The following is a 23,648-nucleotide window of genomic DNA, read 5'->3' as shown; positions in this document are numbered from 1 at the left end:
CTGCAGTCTCGATCTCTCCAGACGTGGAAATGTCCTGGCGTCCGTTGACCAACGCCAGGACATCTACCACTCTGACCTGCGGTTACAGCACCGGCAGGCTCTTGCGGAGCTCGAAGGCGGTGACCTCGGAGCGGTACTCCTCCCACTCCTGCTTCTTGTTGCGCAGGAAGAAGTCGAAGACGTGCTCGCCGAGCGTCTCGGCGACCAGCTCGCTGCGCTCCATCAGGGAGATCGCCTCGCCGAGGTTCTGCGGGAGGGGTTCGATGCCCAGGGAGCGCCGTTCGGCGTCGGAGAGTGCCCAGACGTCGTCGTCGGCGCCGGCCGGGAGCTCGTAGCCCTCCTCGATGCCGCGCAGGCCCGCCGCGAGCAGGACCGCGTAGGCGAGGTAGGGGTTGGCGCCGGAGTCGAGGGAGCGGACCTCGATCCGGGTGGAGCCGGTCTTGCCGGGCTTGTAGAGCGGGACGCGGACGAGCGCGGAGCGGTTGTTGTGGCCCCAGCAGATGTAGGAGGGTGCCTCGCCGCCCGCGCCGGCGGTGCGGTTGGCGCCGCCCCAGATCCGCTTGTAGGAGTTGACCCACTGGTTGGTGACGGCCGAGATCTCGGCGGCGTGCCGGAGCAGACCGGCGATGAAGGAGCGGCCGACCTTGGAGAGCTGGAACTCGGCGCCGGACTCGTAGAAGGCGTTGCGGTCGCCCTCGAAGAGGGAGAGGTGGGTGTGCATGCCGGAGCCGGGGTACTCCGAGAACGGCTTGGGCATGAAGGTGGCGTGCACGCCCTGCTCCAGCGCGACCTGCTTCATGACCAGGCGGAAGGTCATGATGTTGTCGGCGGTGGAGAGCGCGTCGGCGTAGCGGAGGTCGATCTCCTGCTGGCCGGGGGCGCCCTCGTGGTGGGAGAACTCGACGGAGATGCCCATCGACTCCAGCATGGTGATCGCCTGGCGGCGGAAGTCCATGCCCACGTTCTGCGGGGTGTGGTCGAAGTAGCCGGAGGAGTCCGCCGGGACCGGGCGCGAGCCGTCCGACGGCTTGTCCTTGAGCAGGAAGAACTCGATCTCGGGGTGGGTGTAGAAGGTGAACCCGAGGTCGGAGGTCTTGGCCAGGATCCGCTTGAGGACGTAGCGCGGGTCGGCGTACGACGGGGAACCGTCCGGCATCAGGATGTCGCAGAACATCCGCGCGGTGCCGGGCGCCTCGGCGCGCCAGGGGAGGATCTGGAAGGTGCCGGGATCCGGCTTGGCGATCATGTCGGACTCGTAGACGCGGGCGAAGCCCTCGATCGCCGAACCGTCGAAGCCGATGCCTTCGTCGAAGGCCTGTTCGAGCTCGGCGGGTGCCACCGCGACCGACTTGAGGAAGCCGAGCACATCGGCGAACCACAGCCGGACGAACCGGATGTCGCGCTCCTCGAGTGTGCGGAGCACGAACTCCTGCTGCTTATCCATTTCCACCCATCCTCGCAGGTCAGGCCGCCCGTTCCCAGGCCGCGGGGCACTTCGGGGGCACTTGAGCATCCCACCACACGATTTCGGCTGCGTTGCGCACAGGCAGCGACACGTCTTCCGTCGTGCGGCCGACCGCTCCTCCCGTGCCGTGGGGGTCGCCCGGTCCGGAATGACGGGACGGTTCCGGCCACCGTGTCCGCCACACCGGTTCTGCTCTCATTGTGGGACACAGGCCCGATCTTGGTCGACCCCGGGACGCCGCGGGACGTGCCACTTGCCGGGCCGAGCCGGAGGGAGCCGCGGAGGCGTGGGGTTGCCGGTGCGGGGCCTGGCGGGTGGCCTGCCGGCACCGCATACGATGACCGCCATGACCACCCGGCCGCGCACCCCTCAGCCCCTGCGGGCGCGGGCGTGCCTGCTGCTGTTGATGTGGTCGGTTCTGGCCGGAATCGTGGCGATGCACGGACTGGGCGCGGGCGCCGCTGCCACGGCCACTGCCGGGCATGCGGGTCACGCCACCGGTGCCGAGCGCGCCGCCACTGCTGGGCACGCGGGCCACGCCGCTGCCGGGCACGCGGGCCACGCCACCGCCGGGCACGCCGCTGTTGCCGGGCATGCGGACCACTCGGGTCGCGGGGCGGCGCACCTCGCCTCGCCTGTGCATGTTGCGCGTGATCAGGCTTGGCTCACCGACGGGCATGGCGCCGTTCTCGCGGTGCGGGCCGTCGCTACGGGCCAGGACGGGGGTGACGGGTCCTGCCATCACCTGGGGCACGGCGGCCGGGGGGCGCCGCACCACGCGGACGCCACCTGCGCGGCCACCGGCATCAGCACCTCGCCGATGCCACCCGCGCTGTTGCCGGGCCCGGTCGTCGCCCCGGCCGACGAGGCCGGCACGCGCCTGGCCCGGGCCACCGAGCCGGGCGGCCGCTCCCCGCCTTCCCTTAGCCAGCTCCAGCTCCTGCGCATATAGGGGCCCCGTGGCGCCGGCCGGTAGTGGCCGGGGCCGTCGTCGGCATGCCTCTTCACGGACCGTTCGTCCGATTCCGGTTCCCGAGATTCCGGTTCCCGAGATTCCGGTTCAGTGAGATTCCGGGTCACGAGATTCCCGGTCACGAGATTCCGGGTCACAGATGCCGGGTCACAGATGCCGGGGCGTCCGGTTCCGTTCCGAAGTCCTTTTCTCATCGCAGGAGTACGCACGATCATGAACGCTCACCGATCCCTCATCCGCCGGGCGGCCGCCGTGTCCGCCGCCGTCACCGCCGCGCTCGTCCTGGCCGCCTGCGGCAACGACGACAGCTCCGGTGGGCACTCCGGCCACGGGGCGGGCGCCGACAAGCCCTCCACCACCGCCTCGGCCGGACAGGGAGCGCACAACGCCGCGGATGTCGCGTTCGCGCAGGGGATGATCCCGCACCACCGCCAGGCGGTGGAGATGGCCGAGCTGGCGTCGACCCGGGCGTCGTCGTCCCAGGTGAAGAAGTTGGCAGGCGAGATCAAGGGCGCCCAGGACCCGGAGATCCGGACCATGTCGGGCTGGCTGAAGGGCTGGGGTGAGGAGGTGCCGGCGGAGATGCCCGGGATGGATCACTCCGCCCATCACGGCATGCCCGGCATGATGAGCCCCGCCGACATGGCGAAGCTGGAGAAGTCCTCCGGCAAGGCGTTCGACACCGCGTTCCTGGAGCTGATGATCAAGCATCACCAGGGCGCGGTGGAGATGTCCGAGACGGAGAAGGCCAAGGGCGCCGACAAGGACGCCAAGGCCCTGGCCGGCCGGATCATCACCGGCCAGAGCGCCGAGATCGCTCGGATGAACACGCTGCTCGGCAAGGGCTGAGCCTCTCCTTCCCGGTCGCCGTGGGGCGGGTCGAGCGATCCGCCCCACGGCCCGGGGGGGGTGCGCCATATTCGTTGGAATACCCCCTGGAGGTATGGCGTTCGGAGTGGTGGAAATACTCCGGCGCGTGCCGGGAACCCGAACCATCAAGGAGATCGGGGAGACCGCCATGGAGCACTCAGGCCACCAGCACACCGCAGCCACACCCGCCCACAGCGACCACGACCACAGCCACAAAGGCCACGACCACAGCCACGGCGGCCACGAAGGCCACGATCAGCACCAGCACGCGGCCGGGGGCGGCACCTCCTGGCCGATGGCCGCACGGGCGACCCTGCACTGCCTCACCGGGTGCGCCATCGGTGAGGTGCTGGGCATGGTGATCGGCACCGCGGCCGGTCTCGCCGCGGGCGCCACCGTCGCCCTCTCCGTCGCCCTGGCTTTCGTCTTCGGCTACGCGCTGACGATGCGCGGCGTACTGGTGGCCGGGGTGCCGCTCCGCCAGGCCGCCAAGGTCGCCCTGGCCGCGGACACCCTCTCGATCCTGGTCATGGAGATCATCGACAACACCGTGATGGTCACCGTCCCCGGCGCCATGGACGCGGGGCTGGACCGCTTCCTCTTCTGGGGCGCGCTGGCCCTCTCGCTGCTGGCCGCCTTCGTACTGACCACGCCGGTCAACCGCTGGATGATCGCGCGCGGCAAGGGCCACGCCGTGGTGCACGACCTCCACTGACCGGATGCACGACCTCCACTGACGACCGACGTGACGACCGACGTGACGACCGACTTGACGGGGGACGCGGCGGGGGACGTGGGGCGCCCCACATCTCCCGCCACCCCCATTGCGTCAGAGAGACGATTACACTGGTCGCGTGCCTCAACTTCGCCTCGCCCTGAACCAGATCGACTCGACCGTCGGCGACCTCGCGGGCAATGCCGAAACGATCGTCCACTGGACCCGGCACTCCGCCGAGCAGGGCGCCCATCTGGTGGCGTTCCCCGAGATGGCGCTGACCGGCTACCCGGTCGAGGACCTCGCGCTGCGCTCGTCCTTCGTGGCGGCGTCCCGGGCGGCGCTCCGCGCCCTCGCCACCCGGCTGAACGACGAGGGCCTGGGCGAGCTGCCGGTGGTCGTCGGTTATCTGGACCGCAGCGAGAAGGCGGAGCCGCGGTACGGCCAGCCGGCCGGGGCGCCGCAGAACGCCGCCGCGGTGCTGTACCGCGGCGAGGTCGCCCTCGTTTTCGCCAAGCACCACCTGCCCAACTACGGCGTCTTCGACGAGTTCCGCTACTTCGTCCCCGGTGAGACGCTGCCGGTGATCCGCGTGCACGGCATCGACGTGGCACTCGCCATCTGCGAGGACCTGTGGCAGGAGGGCGGCCGGGTGCCGGCCACCCGCTCCGCCGGGGCCGGCCTGCTGCTCTCCATCAACGCCTCCCCCTACGAGCGCGCGAAGGACGACACACGTCTGGAGCTGGTGCGCAAGCGCGCCCAGGAGGCCGGGTGCACCACCGCCTATCTGGCGATGATCGGGGGCCAGGACGAGCTGGTCTTCGACGGCGACTCGATCATCGTCGACCGCGACGGCGAAGTGATCGCCCGCGCCCCGCAGTTCGCCGAGGGCTGTGCGCTGGTCGACCTCGAGCTGCCGGCCGCTGGCCCGGTCCCCGAGGGCGTGGTCGACGACGGCCTGCGCATCGACCACGTCATCCTCTCGGCCGACCCGCTGCCCGCGTACGAGCCGGAGCTCAGCGGCGGCGAGGCCGAGCGGCTCGACGACGACGAGGAGGTCTACACCGCTCTGGTGGTCGGCCTGCGCGCGTACGCCGCCAAGAACGGCTTCCGCAGCGTGCTGATCGGCCTCTCCGGCGGCATCGACTCGGCGCTGGTGGCCGCCATCGCCTGCGACGCGCTCGGCGCGCAGAACGTGTACGGCGTCTCGATGCCCTCGCGCTACTCCTCCGAGCACTCCAAGGAGGACGCCGCCGAGCTGGCCCGGCGCACCGGTCTGAACTTCCGCACGGTGCCGATCGCCCCGATGTTCGACGCGTACATGGACTCGCTGCACCTCACCGGCCTGGCCGAGGAGAACCTCCAGTCCCGGCTGCGCGGCACCCTGCTGATGGCCATCTCCAACCAGGAAGGCCACATCGTCCTCGCGCCGGGCAACAAGTCCGAGCTGGCCTGCGGCTACTCCACGCTCTACGGCGACTCGGTCGGCGCGTACGGCCCGATCAAGGACGTCTACAAGACCGCGATCTTCCGGCTCGCGAAGTGGCGCAACCAGGCCGCCGTCGAGCGCGGCCAGACCCCGCCCATTCCGGAGAACTCCATCACCAAGCCGCCCAGCGCCGAACTGCGCCCCGGCCAGGTGGACACCGACTCGCTCCCCGACTACGACGTGCTCGACCGGATCCTGGAGAGTTACGTCGACCGGGACCAGGGCCGGGAGGACATCGTCGCGGCGGGCTTCGACGAGGAGCTGGTCGCCCGGGTGCTGCGGCTGGTGGACACGGCCGAGTACAAGCGGCGGCAGTACCCGCCGGGGACCAAGATCTCGGCCAAGGGCTTCGGCAAGGACCGCCGTCTGCCGATCACCAACCGCTGGCGCGAGCGCGTCTGAGAGCCCCCTCGGACGGCGGAGCGCGGCGCGTCGCCGGGCGTCCATCCCCCGGCCCGGACATACCGTGGCGGCCAGGACATCATCCGCGAGCGTGGGAGCGACCGAGATGGCAGTGCTGGTGCGCAACGAGGGGCGGGGCTGGACCCAGGAGCTGTACGACGCGACGTTCGACCGGGTGATCCCGGACCGGTCGAACCCGCCGGCCGGTCTCATCGCCCACTTCGGCGCGCCCCTGGAGGGCGGCGGCTGGCAGGTCATCGACGTCTGGGAGTCGGAGGCGGCGTTCCGCAGCTTCCTGGCGGAGCACGTCATCCCAGCGGCACAGGAGCTGGGGGCGCCGCCGTTCGACTCCCAGGTGACCGAGCTCCACAACTCCCTGATCGCCTAGGCGGGGGCCGAAGGCCCGGAATATCCCGTCGCCCGTCACCGTTACTATTACTTGAGTTTTCAAGCAACAGTACGAGGAGTGACGCGGTGAAGGTCGAGATCTACAGCGACATCGCCTGCCCGTGGTGCCATCTCGGCAAGGCCCGCTTCGAGCGTGCCCTTGCCGCGTTCCCCCGGGCGCATGAGGTCGAGGTGGTCTACCGGCCCTTCCAGCTCGACCCGAACGCCCCCGAGGAGCCGCTGCCGCACCACGAGGTGCTGGCCGCGAAGTACGGCCCCCAGGCCAGGGCCATGGACCAGCGCATCACCGAGCTGGGCGCGGCCGAGGATCTGACCTTCGACTTCGACACCGTCGTCGAGAACAACTCCCTGCTCGCGCACCGCCTGCTCCGTTTCGCCCTCGACAACTACGGCCCGGACGCCCAGGCGCGCCTCAAGGGCCGGCTGCTCGAAGCGCACTTCGGCGAGGGCATGGACATCGGCGACCGCGAGCAGCTCACCGACGCCGCCGTCGCCGTCGGCCTGGACCGCGACCCGGTGGCCGCCTTCCTGGACGGCGACGACCTCCACGACGAGGTCCTCGACGAGATCGACGAGGCTCGCGGCCGCGGCATCACCGCCGTCCCCACCTTCGTCTTCGAGGGCCAGTGGGCGGTCCAGGGCGGCCAGGAGTCCTCGACCTTCCTGAGCGTCCTCCACCAGATAGCCGAGCAGACAGCCCAGGACGCGGACACGGACGTGGATGCCGACCCGCACGCCACCTGCGCCGATGGCAGCTGCGAGGTCCCACGGGGCTGACGCGACACGACCGCCGCGAGGGCCCGGCGTGGTTGACGCGGGGCCCGGTCGTCGGCTGCTGTGGTGTCGACGCCAGGCACCACCAGGCACCGATGGACGGTCGAGCGGCGAGAGGCGATGTCCCCGTGTCAGAGCACTTCGATGTCCACCACCCGATCCTGAAGCGGATGTACTCCCTCAGCGGAGACGTCCAGGAGCGGACCGGCATCTACGACGACTGGGCGGGTGACTACGACAAGGACACCGTCGAGGGGCTGGGCTATGTCGGCCCGGCGCTGGTGGCGGACCGGACCGCGGAGCTCGTCCCGGCGGACACCCCGCTGCTCGACGCCGGGTGCGGGACGGGCCTGGTCGGCGCCGAGCTGACGCGGCGCGGCTTCTCCACCATCGACGGGGTGGACCTCTCGCAGGGCATGCTCGATGTCGCCGAGGCCAAGGGCGTCTACCGGTGGCTGGCCCTCGCGGACATCACCCGCCCGCTGCCGTGCGCCCCGGGCAGCTACGGCGCCGTCGTCTGCGCCGGTCTCTTCACGGCCGCGCATGTGGGCCCCGAAGGGCTCGACCCGCTCGCCGTGGCCACCCGCCCGGGCGGCTATCTGATCGTCACCGTCCTGACCCAGGTCTGGGAGCAGATGGGCTTCGCGGGGCACATCGCGGAGCTGGAGCGGCGCGGCGTCGCCCGCCTCGTCGACGACCGGGCCGATCAGACGTACCACACCAAGGAGCACCTGACCTGCCGGGTCGTCGTCCTCCAGGCCTGCTGACCCACGCGCAGAGCGCTTACGGAACGGCGTCCTCCGCGACATGACCGCAGGAGGCGCAGATCCACAGCAGGGCGCCGTTGTCCCGGTGCCGCCACATCGTGGAGCGGCACTGCGGGCAGCCGGTGGTATGGATGCCGTCCCGCCCCATGAGCGGCGGCTCGGGGGTGCGCTCGGCGTACTCGCGGACCCTGATGCGCGTCGCCACATCCTCGGCCGAGGCCATACGGAGTAGACGCGTGGTGCGTGAGCGGGCCTCGTCTACGAAGTCGGTCATCGCGGGGCAGGCTACTGGGAATGGCCGTCTTGCCCCACATCACCGTTTATTTGTCACTCGAATTGCGTGGGCTTCAGCCCGCGTTGGCGGGCCGTCGGCCGATGGCTTCGCTGAGCCGTCGACCGGCGGCCCTGCCTGTCGTCCTACCCGCCGAAGACCCGGTCGGCCTGGTCCGGGATCACGGTGCCGTCGGCGCGGAGGACCGGGACGCGCGAACCGTCCTCGGCAGCGGCGCCTGCCGTGGCGCACGGGTACGCACCCTGCTTCTGCGGCAGCGGGTCGATGAACATCGGGTTGACCGCCCAGCGGCCGTCGGCGTTGTCCAGACCGCGGCACATCAGCTCGGGCTTGTTGCGGTTGATGGCGAGGTGGGCGCCGGTGGCGTCGTTGACGAAGGTCACGTCGGTGTCCGCGTCGCCCGCGCCGAGGGCGATGCGGTGCGCCCGGTCCTGCTGCTTCCAGGCGTCCGCGCCCTTGATCTTGAAGATCTCCTGGTTGATCATGCAGCGCTTGCCGTCCATGTACGGCAGCGCGTCGCCCCGGCCGTCGGCGACGCCACCGCAACCGCGGATGCCAGTGGTGAGCTTGCCGTGACGGGTGAGGCTGCGGATGCCGATGGTGTGCTTGCGGTCCAGCCCGACGCCGTCCGACCACGCCTCGGCGATGGGCTCGGAGGAGGCGGAGACGATGTAGACGTCGAAACCGGCCGCCTTGAGGGTGCGGATGAGGTCCTTCTGCTGGTCGTAGTAGCGGATGTACCCGGCCACCTTGTGGGTGCCGACCGTCTGCGTAGTGCCGATGGGCGCCGCGAGGTTCTCGGCCCGGGCCGCCCTGGCGAACGAGGTCAGCGCGCGCGGGCTGTGTCCGGCGAACAGCTGGGGTATCCAGGCGTATTCGGGCACGGTGCGGCGGTGGTTCCACTCGCCGGCGAACGCTTCCTCGCCGCTCATCGTCCGGGCGGTGCTGCGGATCTGCATGATCTCGTCGGCGCAGGCGATGTTGGTGGAGGTGGACAGCGGCTCGCCGACGGGCACGGAGGTGCCGCATGCCTCGGTCAGGGCGCGATCGGCGGCCGGGGTCAGCCAGGCGCTGGTGTCCTGCCAGCTCTGGGGACGGAGGATCTTGTCGTGCTTCAGCGCCCAGGCGAGCGTGGCGTCGGTGATGTCGTTCTTGACGACGGTGTTGTCCCAGTCGAAGGCGGCGACCGGCCGGGGGCCACGGACGCCGGAACAGCTGCCGCGCTCGTCGATCATCTTCTGCAGCGTGGCCCGGTTGTCGCCGTACCACTTCAGCGAGGTGTCGAGCTGCGGGCAGTCGGCGCGGTACGCGGGCGCCTGCGGGGTCGCGTCGGCGGCGGGGACCGAGGCGGCGAGGGCGGCGGTGGCCAGCAGGCCCGTGACGAGGGTGCGCTTGGCGCGCATGCGTCCTCCAAGGTGCGGGTTGGTGCAGGACGGACACCGGGGCTCGGCGTCGTGCCCGGCCCCGGCATCGGTCGGATGATCTTATGCAGCCGGAGCGCGTCAGCCTGGGGCGGGATCGACCCGCCAGTGCTTCTGGGCGGTGATGAGGAACTGCTGATGCGTCGGGTTGTTCCTGGTGTGCGAGATGGCCCACGCCCCGACAGGCTGTGTGTCGTTGTCCACCAGCCCGGACTCCTCCGCGCACGCCATGCACTGCGCGCCATAAATCCCTCGCGGCGCGCCCTCCGCCGTCTCAGGACTCAGCATCCACTCAGCGCCCTTGATGACGATGTGATCCATCGCTCCACTCCTCGGCTCGCCGTACCAGTTCCGTCTCGGACATCAGCGACTTGCGCTCGGTGGAGTCGTCCAGCCGCGACCACAGGTACGCGTGTTCCGCGTCGACCCCGCCCCAGCCGCTGCCGATCTGGACCACGACCCCCTCGAACGGCTCGGGCCGCTCATGCCGGAGCCGCTCCGGTGCGACGTAGCTGATGCCGCGCACCCGGTCGCCGAGCCGGAAGGGGGCGCTGTCCGGGCGGCTGGATGCGCTCGCGGGCTCGTTTCTGGGCAGAGGCATGGGCCACCTCCGGGTGGTGAGTTGCGGGGTTCGCCCTCTTCGTTCTTCGGGCTCAACTACCGTGGCGGGTGCCGCCATGGAGCTGCAAGTGAAACCGCACTGAAACCCCACTCGCAGGAAAAGTGGCACATGCCGAAGCGAGCGAATGGCCTGCTGCGACTGGCACTTGGCGTGCAACACTGAACACATCGAGAGATACGGCGTGCACATGCGCCGGGGAGGCAAGCACGTGGCTGGACGAGCGCGCCCAACAGCACGACGGATCGAACTCGGTTACGCGTTGAGGCAGTTACGGCAACGAGCCGGTCTCACGCTCGAAGACGCGGTCCGTGGGCTGCCGCTGAGCGACACGAAGTTGCATCGGATCGAGACCGGACTGCACGACCTGCGGAACGCCCGCGACCTGCGCAAATTGCTCGCACGGTACGGCCTCACGGACGACGAGAGCATCGAACGCCTGCTGGCGATCCAGCGCGAGGGTGCCAGCCGGGAATGGTGGACTCAGTTCAAGGGCTCCATGCCCTCCGGAATGCCGAGGTTCGTCGGCATCGAGTCCGCCGCCCAGGAGATCAACGCGTTCCATCCACTCCTGGTGCTGGGGCTGCTCCAGACCGAGGCGTACGCACGGACGCTGTACGAGCAGAACAAGCCGATCGAGGAGACCACGACGGAGTTCGTGGAGAAGAACGTCGAGATTCGGATGCGGCGCAAGGACGCCCTGACGCGGGACGAAGAGCCGCTGAAGCTGTGGGCCGTGCTCTACGAACCAGCCCTGCGGCGCGTTGTCGGCGACGTCGATGTCATGCGTGAGCAGTACGACGAACTCATCAAGCTCACCGCCCTCGACAACGTGACCGTTCAAGTGCTCCCGCAGACCGTGCGTGGATACCTGGCCCCGCACGATTTCAGCATCCTGCACCTCGGCGACACCTTGCCGTCGACGGTGCAGGTGGACAACGCGTGGGGTGCCTCGTCGGTCTCCGACACACCCCGCGAAGTCGGAAGGTTCTCACGGCGGTTCAACGCCATGGTGGCGTCGTCCCTGCCGCCCGAGGACACCCCGAATTTCCTGCAACGGCTATCGCGAGAGATCACCGATGACGACTGACAACCGCACTCTCACCGCCCCTGACCTTGCCGGCGTCGCTGACTGGCGCAAGTCCTCGTACAGCGACGGCACCGGCAACAACTGCGTGGAGATCGCCGACCTCACCCGGACCGCCCACCGCGGCATCGCCATCCGGGATTCCAAGGACCCGCAGGGTCCGGCACTGCTCATCGCACCGGACCGCTGGGCCTTGTTCGTCGCCGCCATACGCTCCGGCGTCTGGGACGGCCTCGCGGACTGACCACCCCTACCATCACGCACATGTCGATCACTTCTCCCCTACCCGTTCTCCACGCCGACGGGGAAACCGTCGTGTTCGTGGAGAACGATGCGCTGCTCGTGCGCCGTCCGCACGAGCAGACGCACATCCCGCTGAAGGCCATCAGCCGTGTACTCGCCGAGGGGCGGTCCCTCACGATCGAGCTGACCGCCGCGCCGACCACGGACAGGACGCACGTCCACCGGGTCTGGGACGTGGTGGACGCCGCCGCCGCCGTCACCTTCGCCGACGCGGTGAACGCGGCTCTGCCAGGGCGGACCGAGGAGACGGAGGCGATCGACGGCGCGGACCTCGTCTCGGGCGAGCGCCTGTACCAGCCGAGCTACCGAAACTGGCTTCGCCGGATGAAGCGCGGCGCGCTCGTCGCGACCCTGGTGGCCATCGGCTCATGCGTGCTCGTGGGCTTCACGGGAAGCCCGGCCGCCATGGTCTTCATCATCCCGTTCAGCTTCTTCGGGATACTGATCCTCACGCTCGGCGCGTTCCTCGCCTACGCACCGGTCGAGGAGCGGTACCTGCGGAAGCACGGCGTCCGGACGGCCGCCATCCGGCTCCAGGACCAGCCCGGCCGGTACGCGTACACGGATCCGGGCGGCGTGGTCCGCACCCTGCGGCACTCCATCCCGACCTGGAGCATCGAGGCGGCGTACGACCCACGCGACCCGGGCCGCGTAGCTCCGCTGCAGTCACGGGGCCGGCGGATCCGGGACGCCATCCTTGTCGCTTCCACCCTCGGTATCGGCCTCCTCTTCGCCGGCGGGGCCGTCGCGGCGGTAATCGGCGCCTTCCTCGGCACGTTCGACCGCTGACCTGAGACGCGCCCCCATGAGGCGCATCGGCCTCGGATAGGCGTCAGCCGACGATCCGCTCCTCGGGCACCGGGTCCCCGCTGCGGGCCACCACGCGGGAGGCGTCGGCGCTCGGCTCGCGGTCGAGCAGGCCCGCGGTGATGGCGATGCCCAGGCCCGCCACGGCGAGGACGGCTCCGACCAGGGTCGGCGACGTCCAGCCCCAGCCGGCGGAGATGGCCGCGCCGCCCAGCCAGGCGCCACCCGCGTTGGCGAGGTTGAAGGCGGAGTGGTTGGAGGCCGAGGCGAGGGTGGGGGCGTGCCGGGCCTTGTTCATGACCAGCATCTGGATCGGGGTGGTGGTCATGAAGCCGACGCCGCCGAGGACCACGACGGTGAGCAGCGCGGCCCACTTGACGTGGACGGTGAAGTCGAAGGCCACCAGTACCAGTGCCAGGGCGGCCAGCGAGCCGTAGAGGGTGGGGCGCAGGGCACGGTCGGTGAGCGGGCCCGCGACCAGCGCGCCGAGGGTCATGCCGATGCCGAAGAGGGCGAGGACGACCGTCACGGAGGACTCGGCGAAGCCGGTGACCTCGGTGGCCATCGAGGCGAGGTAGCTGTAGACCGCGAAGACTCCGGCGAAGCCGAAGACGGCGGTGAGCAGGCCGAGGAGCACCTGGCGGTCGCGCAGGGCGCCGAGTTCGCGGCGCAGGCCGCCGTGGCTGTCGACCGGGACGTGTGGGACCAGGCGGGCGAGGGCGGCCATGGCGATCAGGCCGATTCCGGTCACCACGAGGAAGGTGGCCCGCCAGCCCAGGTGCTGGCCGAGCAGGGTGGCCACCGGTACGCCGACGATGTTGGCGACGGTGAGCCCCAGGAACATGGTGGCCACGGCCCGGGCCTGCCGTCCCTCGGCGACCAGCCGGGCGGCGACGACCGCGCCGACGCCGAAGAACGCGCCGTGCGGCAGCCCGGCCAGCACCCGGCCGGCGATCAGCAGGCCGAAGGAGGGGGCGAGCGCGGAGGCGAGGTTGCCGATGGTGAAGACACCCATGAGCCAGATCAGCATCCGCTTGCGCGGGGTGCGCGCGCCGAGGGCGGTGAGCAGCGGGGCGCCGATGACGACGCCGAGGGCGTAGGCGGAGACGAGGTAGCCGGCGGTGGGCACGGAGGTGCCCAGGTCGTCCGCGACATTGGGCAGCAACCCCATCATCACGAACTCGGTGGTGCCGATGCCGAAGGCGCTGATCGCGAGTGCGAGCAGGGCGAGGGGCATGAGAGACCTTTCGGGACGGCGGCGGGCGGGCGTGGCGATTATGTTCTCTGGCGGAACAAATTCTCTCACGCCCGTTGTTCCCGGCCGCCTGCCCCGAAGTGAAGGCAATGTGAGCGGTGGGTGATCAGGAGTCGCGCGGGGCCAGGGTGACGGACGCGGCGACGGGCAGGTGATCGCTGGGGGTCCTGGGCAGCGTCCAGGCGGAGACCGGGTCCACCCCCCGCACCATGATCTGGTCGATGCGCGCCATCGGGAAGGACGCGGGCCAGCTGAAGCCGAAGCCGTCGCCGGCCGCGCCCTGGGCGGATCGCAGCTGGGAGGTGACGGGGGCCAGCGCCCGGTCGTTCATCGTCCCGTTCAGGTCGCCGAGGAGGATCACCCGGCCGATCCGCTCGGCGGCGATCGCCTCGCCCAGCGCGTCCGCGCTGTCGTCCCGCTGCCCGGCGGTGAATCCCGCGTCGAACTTCACCCGCACCGAGGGCAGGTGGGCGACGTAGACGGCGACGTCGCCCTTGGGGGTGGCGACCGTGGCGCGCAGCGCGCGGGTCCAGCCGAGCTTGATGTCGACCGGCGCCTCGTCCCGCAGCGGGTACTTGCTCCAGAGCCCGACCGTGCCCTTCACCGTGTGGTAGCGGTAGGTGCCGGCCAGCGCCTTCTCGTACGCGGAGGCGTCGGCCAGTTCCTCCAGGGCGAGGACCTCGGCGCCGGAGGCGACCAGCTTGCGGGCGGTGCCGGCCGGGTCGGAGTTGTCGGCGCCCACGTTGTGGGAGACGACGGTGAGGTCGCCGCCCCCGTGCGACCGGTCGAAGAACATCAGCCCGCCGAAGAGGTTCAGCCAGACGACCAGCGGGAGCAGCAGGGCGAGGAGCGCGGTGGCGCTGCGGCGCAGCAGGGCGAGGACCAGCAGGACCGGGAGGAAGACCCCCAGCCACGGCAGGAAGGTCTCCAGCAGGCTGCCGAGGTTCCCCACGCTGTTGGGGACCTGGGCGTGGAAGATCATCAGCAGCGCGAGCAGCGCGGAGCAGCCCGCCAGCACCATGCCGCGGCGCCAGATGCCGCGGTCATGCCGCCAGCGGTCGATCAGGCGTCGTGCCCGGGATCCGGTCGGCCGCGGGTCTTCCCCGCCCTGGCCGGTCTCCTCCGTGTACGCCTGCGCCATTCGCTGATCCTCACTTGACGACGTGGTGGACGGCGTGAGCCCTCGCCTGTCGCCTTCCGGCGGTCGGCGCTCGGCCCATGGGCCATGACCATAGGCGATGACCAGGGCTTTTAACGGGGCCCTGGCCGGGCGTCCGCTGCGTGGGAGGACGTACGGAGGACCATGGCGGGTTCCGGATTCGGCGGCAGATGGGGAGAGCTGTGACAGAACGGGCACAAATCCCCCGATCACCCACGCGAGCGAACCGGCGTCGCGGTCATCGCTCCGCCTCGCTGCCGGCCTCCTCCGCCTCGCCGCGCGCCCCGGCGTCGGATTCCGGCCCGGCCGGCGCCGGTCTGCCCGGCATGAAGAACAGCACCACCAGTGAGCCCGCCAGGGCGACCCCCGCCGCGCCCAGCGCGGTGACGTGCATGGCGTGGATGAAGGCGTCCTCGGCCGAGGCGGCCAGGCGCGCGCCCGCCGGACCGATCCGGTGGGCGACGGCCAGGCTGGCCTCGACCGACTCGCCGGCGGTGTGGCGCGCCGCGTCGGTCAGCCCGGGGGTGCGGGCCAGCTCGTCCTCGATCCCGGCGCGGTAGGCGCTGGAGAGCAGCGAGCCGAGCACCGCGACCCCGAGCGCGCCGCCGACCTGCCGGAAGGTGTTGTTCAGCGCCGATCCGGAGCCGGCCTTCTCGCGGGGCAGCGCCTGCATCACGGTGAGCGTCACCGGCGGCATGATGTGCGCCATCCCGGTGCCCTGGATGAAGAACAGCAGCTCCAGCACCCAGATCGGGGTGTGGTCGTCCAGCAGCAGGAAGCCGGCGAAGGTGACGGCGATGGTCAGCATGCCGACCGAGCACACCGCGCGGGCCCCGAAGCGGTCGACGGCCAGCCGGGCCCGCGGCGAGAAGATCAGCTGCGAGCCGGCGACCGGGAGCAGCAGCAGGCCGGACTGGAGGGCGCTGTAGTCACGCACGCTCTGGGTGTAGAAGACCATGAAGAACGTGACGCCCATCAGCGCGAAGAAGACCAGCGCGATGGAGGCGATGGCGGCGGCGAAGGCCGGCTCGCGGAAGTGGCCGACGTCGATGGCGGGATGGTCGCTGCGTTTCTCGTGCACCACGAAGAGGGCCAGGACGGCCAGCCCGCCGCCCACGGCGGCCAGCACCTGCGGCTCGGTGAAGTCGGCGAGCCGGCCGCCGGTGATGATCCCGTAGACCAGCAGCACCAGGCCGATGACGGAGAGCACCACCCCGATCGGGTCGAGCCGGCCGGGGTCGGGGTCCTTGGAGTCGGGGATCAGCATGGCCATGGCGATCAGGCCGATGACGACGACCGGCACGTTGACGAAGAAGACCGAGCCCCACCAGAAGTGCTCCAGCAGCAGGCCGCCGGTGACCGGGCCGACGGCGATGGCCACGCCCACCGAGCCCACCCAGATGCCCAGGGCCCGGGGCTGCTCGTCGCGGTCGAAGACGTTGATCAGGATGGCGAGGGTGGCGGGCATCACCAGGGCGGCGCCCAGGCCCATCAGGGCGCGGAAGGCGATGAGCTCGGCGGGCGACGAAGAGAACGCGGCGAGCACCGAGCCGATCCCGAACAGCGCCATGCCGGCCAGCAGCACCTTCTTGCGGCCGAGCCGGTCGCCGAGCAGCCCGGCGGTGAACAGCAGCCCCGCGAAGACGAGCGTGTAGGCGTTGATCGCCCACTCCAGCTGGCTCTGCGTCGCGCCGAGTCCGGTAGGGCCGGGCGAGGCGATGGTCTTCATCGCCACATTGAGGATGGAGTTGTCCAGCACCACCACCAGGACGCTGAACATCAGGACGGTCAGAATCGCCCAGCGTCTGCGGTGGATGCCGTCCGGGACGCCACAATCCTCGGTCCGGTCCGTTTCGGAGGGATTTGCCATGCGGATCACCGTAACCCCCGTTTCGATACGGAACCGGTGCCGCCCCGAGGGCACGTCGCGGGAGCCGGGCAGGGCGTGAGCCGGGGGCATGGGGGCACTTCCGCGTCGCGGGGAGCGCATGCCAGCATGGAGGTGGTCCGGAGACACCGTGAGGGTGCTTCGAGATGACGAAGGAGCCGTTGCAATGACGCACGTCAGCCATGCCCCGACGCCGGCGAAACCCGACAGCAGCAACAAGGCGCTGTACGGGGGGACCAGCTCCCGGCGTATCACCGTCCGCGACATCGCCGCCGCCAAGCAGCGCGGTGAGAAGTGGCCGATGCTCACCGCGTACGACGCGATGACCGCCTCGGTCTTCGACGAGGCCGGTATCCCGGTGATGCTCGTCGGCGACTCGATGGGCAACTGCCACCTCGGCTACGACTCCACCGTGCCGGTCACCATGGACGAGATCACCATCCTCTCCGCCGCCGTGGTGCGCGGCACCAAGCGGGCCCTGATCGTCGGCGACCTGCCCTTCGGCTCCTACCAGGAGGGCGCGGTGCAGGCTCTGCGCAACGCCACCCGGCTGGTCAAGGACGCCGGGGTGGGCGCGGTGAAGCTGGAGGGCGGCGAGCGCTCGGCCCACCAGATCGAGCTGCTCGTCCAGGCCGGCATCCCGGTGATGGCGCACATCGGCCTCACCCCGCAGTCGGTCAACGCCTACGGCGGCTACCCGGTGCAGGGGCGTGGCGAGGAGGCCGCGCAGCAGCTGCTGCGGGACGCCAAGGCGGTGCAGAACGCGGGCGCCTTCGCCGTCGTACTGGAGCTGGTCCCGGCCGAGCTGGCCGCCGAGGTCACCCGCTCGCTGCACATCCCGACCGTCGGCATCGGCGCGGGCCAGGAGTGCGACGCCCAGGTGCTGGTGTGGACGGACATGGCCGGCATGACCGGCGGCCGGGTGCCGCGCTTCGTCAAGCAGTACGCCCAGCTGCGGCAGAGCCTCGGCGACGCCGCCAAGGCGTTCGCGGAGGACGTCGTCGGCGGGGTCTACCCGGCCGAGGAGCACTCCTTCCACTAGTTCCACCCAGCCGGCCGGCCCCTTGATCGACCGGGGCCGCGCCGGCGCCGCAGACCATCCCGGCACACCGACAGCCCGCCGATCATCCCCCGTCGGCGGGCTGTCTGCCGTTTGTCGGTGGCTTGTCGGTGGCGGCTGCGATGCTCCTTCGCATGACGCGATTCGAAACGAACCTCAGCGGGGGGAACGCCGTCGAGGTACGCGGGCTGGTCAAGCACTTCGGTGCCACCAAGGCCGTGGACGGCGTGGACCTGGACGTGCGCGAAGGCACCGTCCTGGGCGTCCTCGGCCCCAACGGCGCGGGCAAGACCACCCTCGTACGCTGCCTGTCCACCCTGCTCCGCCCCGACGCGGGCACCGCCGTGGTGGCCGGCTACGACGTCGTGCGCCAGCCCCGCCAGCTGCGCCGCACCATCGGCCTGACCGGGCAGTACGCCTCGGTCGACGAGAAGCTCTCCGGCTGGGAGAACCTCTACATGATCGGGCGGCTGCTCGATCTGTCCCGCAAGGACGCGCGGTCACGCGCGGACGCCATGCTGGAGCGGTTCTCGCTCACCGAGGCCGCCAAGCGCGCCGCGCAGACCTACTCCGGCGGTATGCGCCGCCGCCTCGACCTGGCCGCCTCGATGATCGGCCAGCCGGCCGTGCTCTATCTGGACGAGCCGACCACCGGTCTCGACCCGCGCACCCGCAACGAGGTGTGGGACGAGGTCCGGCGGATGGTGAGCGAGGGCTCCACCGTACTGCTCACCACCCAGTACATGGAGGAGGCCGAGCAGCTCGCCAGCGAGCTGACGGTCATCGACCGGGGCAAGGTCATCGCCGAAGGCCGGGTCAACGAGCTCAAGGCCAAGGTCGGCGGCCGCACCCTGCAGATACGCCCGGCGGACCCGGGCGAGCTGAACCGCATGGTCGGCGCACTGGCCCAGGCCGGTCTCGACGGCATCGGCGGCGCCACCGCCGATGCCGAGGAGGGCCTGGTCAACGTGCCCATCGTCAGCGACGAGCAGCTGACGGCGGTGATCGGGCTGCTCGGCCAGCGCGGTTTCACCATCGCCGGCATCGACACCCATCTGCCCAGCCTGGACGAGGTGTTCCTGGCCCTCACCGGTCAGAAGACCTCCACCCCGGACGACTCCACCCCCAGCCTTGAGGAGGTCGCGGCGTGAGCGCGACGACGGTGAACGCGGCGCCCATCGGCAAGCAGCCGGCCCCGCCCGGCGAGGGCCGGATCGGAGTGCGCGCCAACCTGCGGCACATCGGCGCCCTGGTGCGGCGGAACGCCCTCCAGATCAAGCAGGACCCGGAGTCGATGTTCGACGCCGTACTGATGCCGATCATCTTCACCCTGCTGTTCGTGTACGTCTTCGGCGGCGCCGTCGCCGGCGGGCAGGAGGAGTACGTCAACTACTTCATCCCCGGCATGATGGCGATGGGCGGTCTGAACATCGCCATGTCGGTCGGCACCGGGGTCAACGACGACTTCAACAAGGGGGTGATGGACCGCTTCCGGACGATGCCGATCGCCCGCTCCTCGGTGCTGATAGCCAAGCTGATCGTGGAGACCGGCCGGATGATGGTCTCCACCGTCATCCTGCTGACCATGGGCTTCATCCTGGGCTTCGACCTCAAGACCGGCGTGCCGGAGCTGCTCGCCGCGGTCGCCCTGGCGCTGGCCTTCGGATCCTCGCTGACCTGGATCTTCATGCTGCTGGGTCTGTCCGTGAAGACCCCGCAGGCGGTGCAGGGGATGGGCATGCTGGTGCTGATGCCGCTGCAGTTCGGCTCGTCGATCTTCGCCGATCCGAAGTCCATGCCCGGCTGGCTGAAGAGCTTCACCGACTACAACCCACTCTCCCAGCTGGCGGACGCCGCGCGCGGCCTGACGCAGGGTCATGGTGCCATCGCCGGACCGACGACGACCGTGCTGATCTGGGCGCTGGCCATCACCGTGGTGACCGCTCCGCTCGCGGTGCGCAAGTTCCGCGACCGCACGTGAGGTGGGCCGGCCGGACGGCGGCGAGCGCCTACCGCGCGGGCCGGAGGCCGGACGTCCCGGATGCCGGATGAGCCGGACACCCGCCCCCTCCCGGGGCCGGTGTCCGGCCCGTCCTGCCGGAGCCGGCCGTGCCGCCCGGGCCGTGCCGCCGTGGCCTGCCGTTCGGCTGTGCGCCGGGGCTGCCGTTCGGGCTGTACCACCGGTCCTCAGACCAGGGCGATGGCCTCGGGCAGCGTGAGGGTGTGGCCCTCCGCGTGGGCGCGCGCGTACGCCGGGCCGCCGAGCACGGCCCGCGCCGCCTCCTCCGCCAGCCGGCGGCTGTTCCGCTCCAGGGACGGCTGGGCCGCCACCGGCTCGCGCATCGCGTCGTAGGCGCCGATCAGCCGGGCGGCGGCCTCGGCCGACTCCGGCCCGCCGAGCCCGCCGAGCGCGCTGGCGGCGGTCAGCAACTGGACCACCGGCAGGTGCGGGGCCACCATCCGGCTCACCGGGTCCTGGGCCTTGGCCAGCGCCGCGCGTATCTTGGGCAGCGCCTCGTCATACCGCCCCTCGCGCGTGTCCAGCCAGCTCTCCAGCCCTTCGACCAGGCCCTGGAAGAAATCCAGCGAGCGGTGTCTGAACTCCTCGGCCAGCAGCCTCAGATAGCCCCGCGCCTCCTTGGCCCGGCCCGTCAGCCCGCAGCGCACCGCCAGGTGCAGCCGGGCGTAGAACAGCGCCTCACTGCTGGTGTGGCCCTCCGCCGCGACCACCTCGCGGAGCATCCGCTCCGCCTCCGCGGCCTCGGCCGCGTCCGCCGACTCGATCTGGGCGCTGGCCAGCCGGGCCCGCAGCAGATCCCCCTGGCCCAGCGCGCCCAGCTCCCGCGCATTGCGGATCGCCGCCCGGTAGTCCTCGGCCGCCGCCGCGAAATCACCGATCTGCTCGCGCGCCTCGCCACGGCCGGAGAGCGCCTCCGCGACGCCCCAGGCGTCGCCGACCCTCCGGAAGATCTCCAGGCTCTCGTCGGCGTCCCGGAACGCGGCGGCCCTGACCGCCGCGCCCGTGGGCCGGCTACCGCCGGCCCGGGAGCCGGACGGGTCCCACTGGGTGTGCGTCCCCTGCGCGACCTTGGCGCGCAGCGAGAGCGTCAGGGCCAGCTCCCACTCGAGTCCCAACCGCCGGCAGGTTTCCACCGCCCCGTCCAGCGCCCGCCTCAGCAGGTCGAAGTCACCGGTCAGCACGACCGCGTAGAACCACATCACGCCGGGCACCCGGCAGGTCTGCGGCAGCCCAGGCCGGTACGCGGCCACCAGGCCGTCGCGCAGTTCCTTCTGCCGCGACTCCTCCCCCAGGTCGCCCAGGTTGCCCTCCAGACTGGCCAGCGCGATCAGCCGCACCCCGCGCCGCGCCTCCTGGAGCAGTTCCTCGGGCATCGGCGGCGGCACCGAGGTGGAGGCGACCAGCACCGGCGGGGCGGGGGCGACCGGCGGCGTGAACGGGTTGGGCCCCAGCTCGGCGGCGACCGACGCCCAGTGCCGGGCGTCGCTGTGGTGCCCGCGCAGCTGCCAGAACCAGCCGAGCGACAGCACCAGGCTCAGCGTCTCCTGCTCGTCCCGCGCGGCAGCCGCCCGGCGCAGGGCGGTGCGCAGGTTCTCGTGCTCGGTCTCCAGCCGCGCCAGCCACTCGCGCTGGGCCGGCCCGCGCAGCAACGGTTCGCCGGTGCGGGCGAGTTCGCGGTACGCGACCAGATGGCGCCGCTCCACCCGGTGCCGCTCTCCGGCCGCGTCCAGCCGCTCGGCGGCGTATTCGGCGACGGTCTCCAGCAGCCGGTAGCGCATGCCGGTGGGGAGTCCGGTGGGGCCGGCGGCCGGGGCGGGCTCGGCCACCACCAGCGACTTGTCGACGAGTGAGCCGAGCAGGGCGACGACATCCCGCGGCTCGATGCCGGCCCGGTCACGCCCCGCGCCGCCGGCGGTCGGGGCGTCCGCGGGGGCCGGGGCGTTCTCGGTGGGCGGGGCGTTCTCGGTGGGTGGGGCGTTCTCGGTGGGTGGGGCGTCTGCGCAGACCGCCTCCGCGGCGGCCGGGTCGCAGCCGCCGGCGAAGACCGACAGCCGCCGCAGGACCGTCCGCTCGCGCTCGTCCAGCAGGTCCCAGGACCAGTCGACCACCGCACGGAGCGTCTGCTGCCGGGGCAGCACGGTGCGGGCGCCGCTGGTGAGCAGCCGGAAACGGTCGTCCAGCCGGTCGGCCAGCTGACGCGGGCTCAGCGAGCGCAGCCGGGCGGCGGCGAGTTCGATGGCCAGCGGCAGGCCGTCCAGGCGGCGGCAGATCTCGGCGGCCGCGGCCGGATCGTCCTCGACCCGGAATCCGGGACGGGCGGAGGCGCCCCGCTCCTGGAACAGCCGCAGCGCGACCGGGTCGGGCAGCGGGTCCAACGGCCGCACCGACTCGCCGGGCACGGCGAGCGGTTCACGGCTGGTGGCCAGCACGCTGATGGCCGGGCAGTCCGCCAGCAGCCGCTCCACGAGGAGCGCGGCGGAGTCCACGACATGCTCGCAGTTGTCCACCACCAGCAGCATGCGGCGGGCGGCGCAGTGCTCCACCAGCCGGGCGTAGGGGTCGCGGACGCTCGGGTCGCCGGCGGCCCGCAGCCCCTCGGCGGCGGTGCCCCGGATCACCGTCTCCCGCGCACCGAGCGCGGTCAGCACCGCTTCCGCGACGCTCTCGGCGTCGGCGGCGGAGTCCAGCGGGGCCAGCTCCACGAGCCAGACACCGTCCGGCCACTGGGCCGCGGCCGCCTCGGCGGCCTCCTGCGACAGCCGGGTCTTGCCGGCCCCGCCGGGCCCGGTCAGCGTGACCAGCCGGTGCGTGCCCAGGTCGTCCCCGAGCGCGGCCAGCTCGGCGTCCCGCCCCACGAAGCTGGTGAGCCGGGCGCGCAGATTCCCGGGCGGACGCCCCGCCGCCACGCGCGGACCCTCCGGCCCGCCCCCGCGCCCGGCCTCGGGCGCGGGCCCAGGCGCGGGCCCAGGCGCGGGCCCCGCCGCGTCAGGTCGGCCCTGCGCTGCCGGCGGCGGCCCGGCTGCCGGCTGCCGGAGCCCCGCCGCCGCGCCGGAGGTACGGGCCGGGGCGGCCGGGGGCGGGGCCGGGGTCAGCAGCTCCGAGTGGAGGGCGCGCAACTCCGGTCCGGGGTCGGCACCGAGGCGGTCGGCGAGCTCCACGCGGACCGCGTCGTAGGCGGCGAGCGCCTCCGCGCCCCGGCCCGCCGCGCGCAGGGCGCGGATACGGGCCGCGTGCAGCGGTTCGTCGAGCGGGTGGTCGGTGCAGAGTTCGGCGAGCGCCGTCACCGCCGCCTCGGCGTCGCCGAGCGCGGTGTCGGCCTCGGCGCGGATCCGTCGCGCCGTCAGCTGACGTGCCGCCGCGCGGGCGGCCGCCGGGGCACGGTCCGGCAGGTCGGCGAGGGCCGGACCCCGCCACAGGGCGAGCGCGTCGTCGAGGAGGGCGGCGGCCTTGACCGCGTCGCCGGAGTCCAGGGCCCGCGCGCCGTCGTCGGCCAGCCGCTCGAAGCGGTACAGGTCCACGTCGTCCGGCCGGGCGCGGAGCAGGTAGCCGCCGGGCGCGGACTCCACGGCGTCCTTGCCCAGGGCCTGGCGCAGCCGGCCGACCAGGGCTTGCAGTGCGGCCGGGGCGTCCCGCGGCGGGTCGTCGGACCAGATGTCGTCGATCAGCGCACCGGCCGCGCAGGTCCGCCCGGGGCGCAGGGCCAGAGCCGTGAGCAGTGCGCGCAGCCGGGCCCCGCCGAGGGCGACCGGGGTGCCGTCGGGACGATGGGCCTGGGTGGTGCCGAGAATGACGTAGCGCACGGGCCCATTGTCATGGACGCTCACGCCATGTGTCCCCGCGGTCCGGGCTGTCGGGGGCTCGCGGCCTGCGCGGC

Annotated in this window: 22 protein-coding genes; 13 read left to right on the top strand and 9 right to left on the bottom strand. The window is 71.7% G+C overall.

All coding sequences use genetic code 11. The annotated features are described in order from the left end of the window. Window positions 1–82 precede the first annotated feature (82 nt). Window positions 83–1,444, bottom strand: coding sequence for a type I glutamate--ammonia ligase (gene glnA / locus AC4BDD_RS22040; protein ID WP_490687183.1), 1,362 nt, complete (start codon window positions 1,442–1,444; stop codon window positions 83–85). 367 nt (window positions 1,445–1,811) lie between these two features. Here glnA and AC4BDD_RS22035 point away from each other — a divergent pair, with 367 nt between their 5' ends. The 7 genes from AC4BDD_RS22035 (at window position 1,812) to AC4BDD_RS22005 (ending at window position 7,863) form a co-directional block, all read left to right on the top strand. After that, window positions 1,812–2,417: a DUF6153 family protein gene (locus AC4BDD_RS22035; RefSeq protein ID WP_490687182.1), complete on the top strand. Its 606-nt coding sequence runs from the start codon at window positions 1,812–1,814 to the stop codon at window positions 2,415–2,417. A gap of 234 nt (window positions 2,418–2,651) precedes the next feature. After that, window positions 2,652–3,287, top strand: a complete 636-nt coding sequence (locus AC4BDD_RS22030) for a DUF305 domain-containing protein (protein ID WP_490687181.1) — start codon at window positions 2,652–2,654, stop codon at window positions 3,285–3,287. A gap of 169 nt (window positions 3,288–3,456) precedes the next feature. Continuing rightward, window positions 3,457–4,023, top strand: a complete 567-nt coding sequence (locus tag AC4BDD_RS22025; RefSeq protein ID WP_490691886.1) for a DUF4396 domain-containing protein — start codon at window positions 3,457–3,459, stop codon at window positions 4,021–4,023. Between the two features lie 139 nt (window positions 4,024–4,162). Then, the gene (locus AC4BDD_RS22020) at window positions 4,163–5,914 is read left to right on the top strand and encodes an NAD+ synthase (RefSeq protein WP_490687180.1); all 1,752 of its coding nucleotides are present in this window, start codon (window positions 4,163–4,165) and stop codon (window positions 5,912–5,914) included. 91 nt (window positions 5,915–6,005) lie between these two features. Continuing rightward, complete coding sequence (locus tag AC4BDD_RS22015; protein WP_490687179.1) at window positions 6,006–6,302, top strand: hypothetical protein; 297 nt, start codon at window positions 6,006–6,008, stop codon at window positions 6,300–6,302. 86 nt (window positions 6,303–6,388) lie between these two features. Beyond that, a complete protein-coding gene (locus AC4BDD_RS22010; protein ID WP_490687178.1) occupies window positions 6,389–7,099 on the top strand; it encodes a DsbA family oxidoreductase in 711 nt (236 codons plus the stop codon). A 125-nt stretch (window positions 7,100–7,224) separates the two neighbouring features. Then, the gene (locus tag AC4BDD_RS22005) at window positions 7,225–7,863 is read left to right on the top strand and encodes a class I SAM-dependent DNA methyltransferase (protein WP_490687177.1); all 639 of its coding nucleotides are present in this window, start codon (window positions 7,225–7,227) and stop codon (window positions 7,861–7,863) included. Between the two features lie 16 nt (window positions 7,864–7,879). Here AC4BDD_RS22005 and AC4BDD_RS22000 read toward each other — a convergent pair whose 3' ends face one another. The 4 genes from AC4BDD_RS22000 to AC4BDD_RS21985 all read right to left on the bottom strand — a co-directional run bounded on the left by AC4BDD_RS22000 (window position 7,880) and on the right by AC4BDD_RS21985 (window position 10,177). Then, complete coding sequence (locus AC4BDD_RS22000; RefSeq protein WP_490687176.1) at window positions 7,880–8,137, bottom strand: hypothetical protein; 258 nt, start codon at window positions 8,135–8,137, stop codon at window positions 7,880–7,882. Window positions 8,138–8,280: 143 nt separating this feature from the next. Further along, window positions 8,281–9,558 carry an HAD family hydrolase gene (locus tag AC4BDD_RS21995; RefSeq protein WP_490687175.1) on the bottom strand — a complete coding sequence of 426 codons (1,278 nt, stop codon included), beginning with the start codon at window positions 9,556–9,558 and terminating at the stop codon, window positions 8,281–8,283. 99 nt (window positions 9,559–9,657) lie between these two features. After that, on the bottom strand, window positions 9,658–9,897 hold the full coding sequence (locus tag AC4BDD_RS21990; protein ID WP_490687174.1) for a DUF7848 domain-containing protein: 240 nt from the start codon (window positions 9,895–9,897) through the stop codon (window positions 9,658–9,660). Then, a complete protein-coding gene (locus AC4BDD_RS21985) occupies window positions 9,869–10,177 on the bottom strand; it encodes a hypothetical protein (protein ID WP_490687173.1) in 309 nt (102 codons plus the stop codon). Before AC4BDD_RS21985 ends, AC4BDD_RS21990 begins: the two co-directional genes overlap by 29 nt. 229 nt (window positions 10,178–10,406) lie before the next feature. On the opposite strand from AC4BDD_RS21985, the gene AC4BDD_RS21980 reads away from it, so the two are divergent. From AC4BDD_RS21980 to AC4BDD_RS21970, 3 genes are read left to right on the top strand one after another with little or no spacing between them, the layout of a single operon-like run. Then, window positions 10,407–11,285 (top strand): helix-turn-helix domain-containing protein, encoded by an 879-nt coding sequence (locus AC4BDD_RS21980; protein ID WP_490687172.1) that lies wholly within the window; start codon window positions 10,407–10,409, stop codon window positions 11,283–11,285. Then, entirely contained in the window at window positions 11,275–11,526 is a 252-nt protein-coding gene (locus AC4BDD_RS21975; protein ID WP_490687171.1) for a DUF397 domain-containing protein, read from the top strand. Before AC4BDD_RS21980 ends, AC4BDD_RS21975 begins: the two co-directional genes overlap by 11 nt. A gap of 20 nt (window positions 11,527–11,546) precedes the next feature. Further along, a complete protein-coding gene (locus AC4BDD_RS21970) occupies window positions 11,547–12,374 on the top strand; it encodes a hypothetical protein (protein WP_490687170.1) in 828 nt (275 codons plus the stop codon). 43 nt (window positions 12,375–12,417) lie between these two features. Here AC4BDD_RS21970 and AC4BDD_RS21965 read toward each other — a convergent pair whose 3' ends face one another. The 3 genes from AC4BDD_RS21965 to AC4BDD_RS21955 form a co-directional block, all read right to left on the bottom strand. Next, window positions 12,418–13,629 carry an MFS transporter gene (locus AC4BDD_RS21965; RefSeq protein ID WP_490687169.1) on the bottom strand — a complete coding sequence of 404 codons (1,212 nt, stop codon included), beginning with the start codon at window positions 13,627–13,629 and terminating at the stop codon, window positions 12,418–12,420. A 124-nt stretch (window positions 13,630–13,753) separates the two neighbouring features. Next, window positions 13,754–14,668 carry an endonuclease/exonuclease/phosphatase family protein gene (locus tag AC4BDD_RS21960; protein ID WP_490691885.1) on the bottom strand — a complete coding sequence of 305 codons (915 nt, stop codon included), beginning with the start codon at window positions 14,666–14,668 and terminating at the stop codon, window positions 13,754–13,756. 376 nt (window positions 14,669–15,044) lie between these two features. Next, entirely contained in the window at window positions 15,045–16,676 is a 1,632-nt protein-coding gene (locus AC4BDD_RS21955) for an MFS transporter (protein ID WP_490687168.1), read from the bottom strand. A gap of 184 nt (window positions 16,677–16,860) precedes the next feature. Here AC4BDD_RS21955 and panB point away from each other — a divergent pair, with 184 nt between their 5' ends. The 3 genes from panB (at window position 16,861) to AC4BDD_RS21940 (ending at window position 19,735) form a co-directional block, all read left to right on the top strand. Continuing rightward, window positions 16,861–17,736, top strand: a complete 876-nt coding sequence (gene panB / locus AC4BDD_RS21950; RefSeq protein ID WP_490687167.1) for a 3-methyl-2-oxobutanoate hydroxymethyltransferase — start codon at window positions 16,861–16,863, stop codon at window positions 17,734–17,736. Between the two features lie 152 nt (window positions 17,737–17,888). Next, window positions 17,889–18,905, top strand: coding sequence for an ATP-binding cassette domain-containing protein (locus AC4BDD_RS21945; protein WP_490687166.1), 1,017 nt, complete (start codon window positions 17,889–17,891; stop codon window positions 18,903–18,905). Further along, complete coding sequence (locus tag AC4BDD_RS21940; protein WP_490687165.1) at window positions 18,902–19,735, top strand: ABC transporter permease; 834 nt, start codon at window positions 18,902–18,904, stop codon at window positions 19,733–19,735. The genes AC4BDD_RS21945 and AC4BDD_RS21940 overlap by 4 nt, the downstream gene beginning before the upstream one ends. A gap of 206 nt (window positions 19,736–19,941) precedes the next feature. Here AC4BDD_RS21940 and AC4BDD_RS21935 read toward each other — a convergent pair whose 3' ends face one another. After that, window positions 19,942–23,574 (bottom strand): AfsR/SARP family transcriptional regulator, encoded by a 3,633-nt coding sequence (locus AC4BDD_RS21935; RefSeq protein ID WP_490687164.1) that lies wholly within the window; start codon window positions 23,572–23,574, stop codon window positions 19,942–19,944. Between the last annotated feature and the right edge of the window lie 74 nt (window positions 23,575–23,648).

The sequence above is a fragment of the Streptomyces sp. JLBT605 genome, from assembly GCF_058215555.1.
The sequence above is the reverse complement of the archived record's forward strand: the minus strand, read 5'-3'. Positions and strand labels throughout refer to the sequence as shown.

Coding starts and splice junctions, on each gene's coding strand:
- AC4BDD_RS22035 (WP_490687182.1), top strand. CDS start 1,812: ATGACCACCCGGCCGCGCACCCCTCAGCCCCTGCGGGCGCGGGCGTGC.
- AC4BDD_RS22025 (WP_490691886.1), top strand. CDS start 3,457: ATGGAGCACTCAGGCCACCAGCACACCGCAGCCACACCCGCCCACAGC.
- glnA (WP_490687183.1), bottom strand. CDS start 1,444: ATGGATAAGCAGCAGGAGTTCGTGCTCCGCACACTCGAGGAGCGCGAC.
- AC4BDD_RS21990 (WP_490687174.1), bottom strand. CDS start 9,897: ATGGATCACATCGTCATCAAGGGCGCTGAGTGGATGCTGAGTCCTGAG.
- AC4BDD_RS21975 (WP_490687171.1), top strand. CDS start 11,275: ATGACGACTGACAACCGCACTCTCACCGCCCCTGACCTTGCCGGCGTC.
- AC4BDD_RS21965 (WP_490687169.1), bottom strand. CDS start 13,629: ATGCCCCTCGCCCTGCTCGCACTCGCGATCAGCGCCTTCGGCATCGGC.
- AC4BDD_RS21970 (WP_490687170.1), top strand. CDS start 11,547: ATGTCGATCACTTCTCCCCTACCCGTTCTCCACGCCGACGGGGAAACC.
- AC4BDD_RS22000 (WP_490687176.1), bottom strand. CDS start 8,137: ATGACCGACTTCGTAGACGAGGCCCGCTCACGCACCACGCGTCTACTC.
- AC4BDD_RS22030 (WP_490687181.1), top strand. CDS start 2,652: ATGAACGCTCACCGATCCCTCATCCGCCGGGCGGCCGCCGTGTCCGCC.
- AC4BDD_RS21995 (WP_490687175.1), bottom strand. CDS start 9,558: ATGCGCGCCAAGCGCACCCTCGTCACGGGCCTGCTGGCCACCGCCGCC.
- AC4BDD_RS21945 (WP_490687166.1), top strand. CDS start 17,889: ATGACGCGATTCGAAACGAACCTCAGCGGGGGGAACGCCGTCGAGGTA.
- AC4BDD_RS21985 (WP_490687173.1), bottom strand. CDS start 10,177: ATGCCTCTGCCCAGAAACGAGCCCGCGAGCGCATCCAGCCGCCCGGAC.
- panB (WP_490687167.1), top strand. CDS start 16,861: ATGACGCACGTCAGCCATGCCCCGACGCCGGCGAAACCCGACAGCAGC.
- AC4BDD_RS21960 (WP_490691885.1), bottom strand. CDS start 14,668: ATGGTGCTGGCGGGCTGCTCCGCGCTGCTCGCGCTGCTGATGATCTTC.
- AC4BDD_RS21955 (WP_490687168.1), bottom strand. CDS start 16,676: ATGGCAAATCCCTCCGAAACGGACCGGACCGAGGATTGTGGCGTCCCG.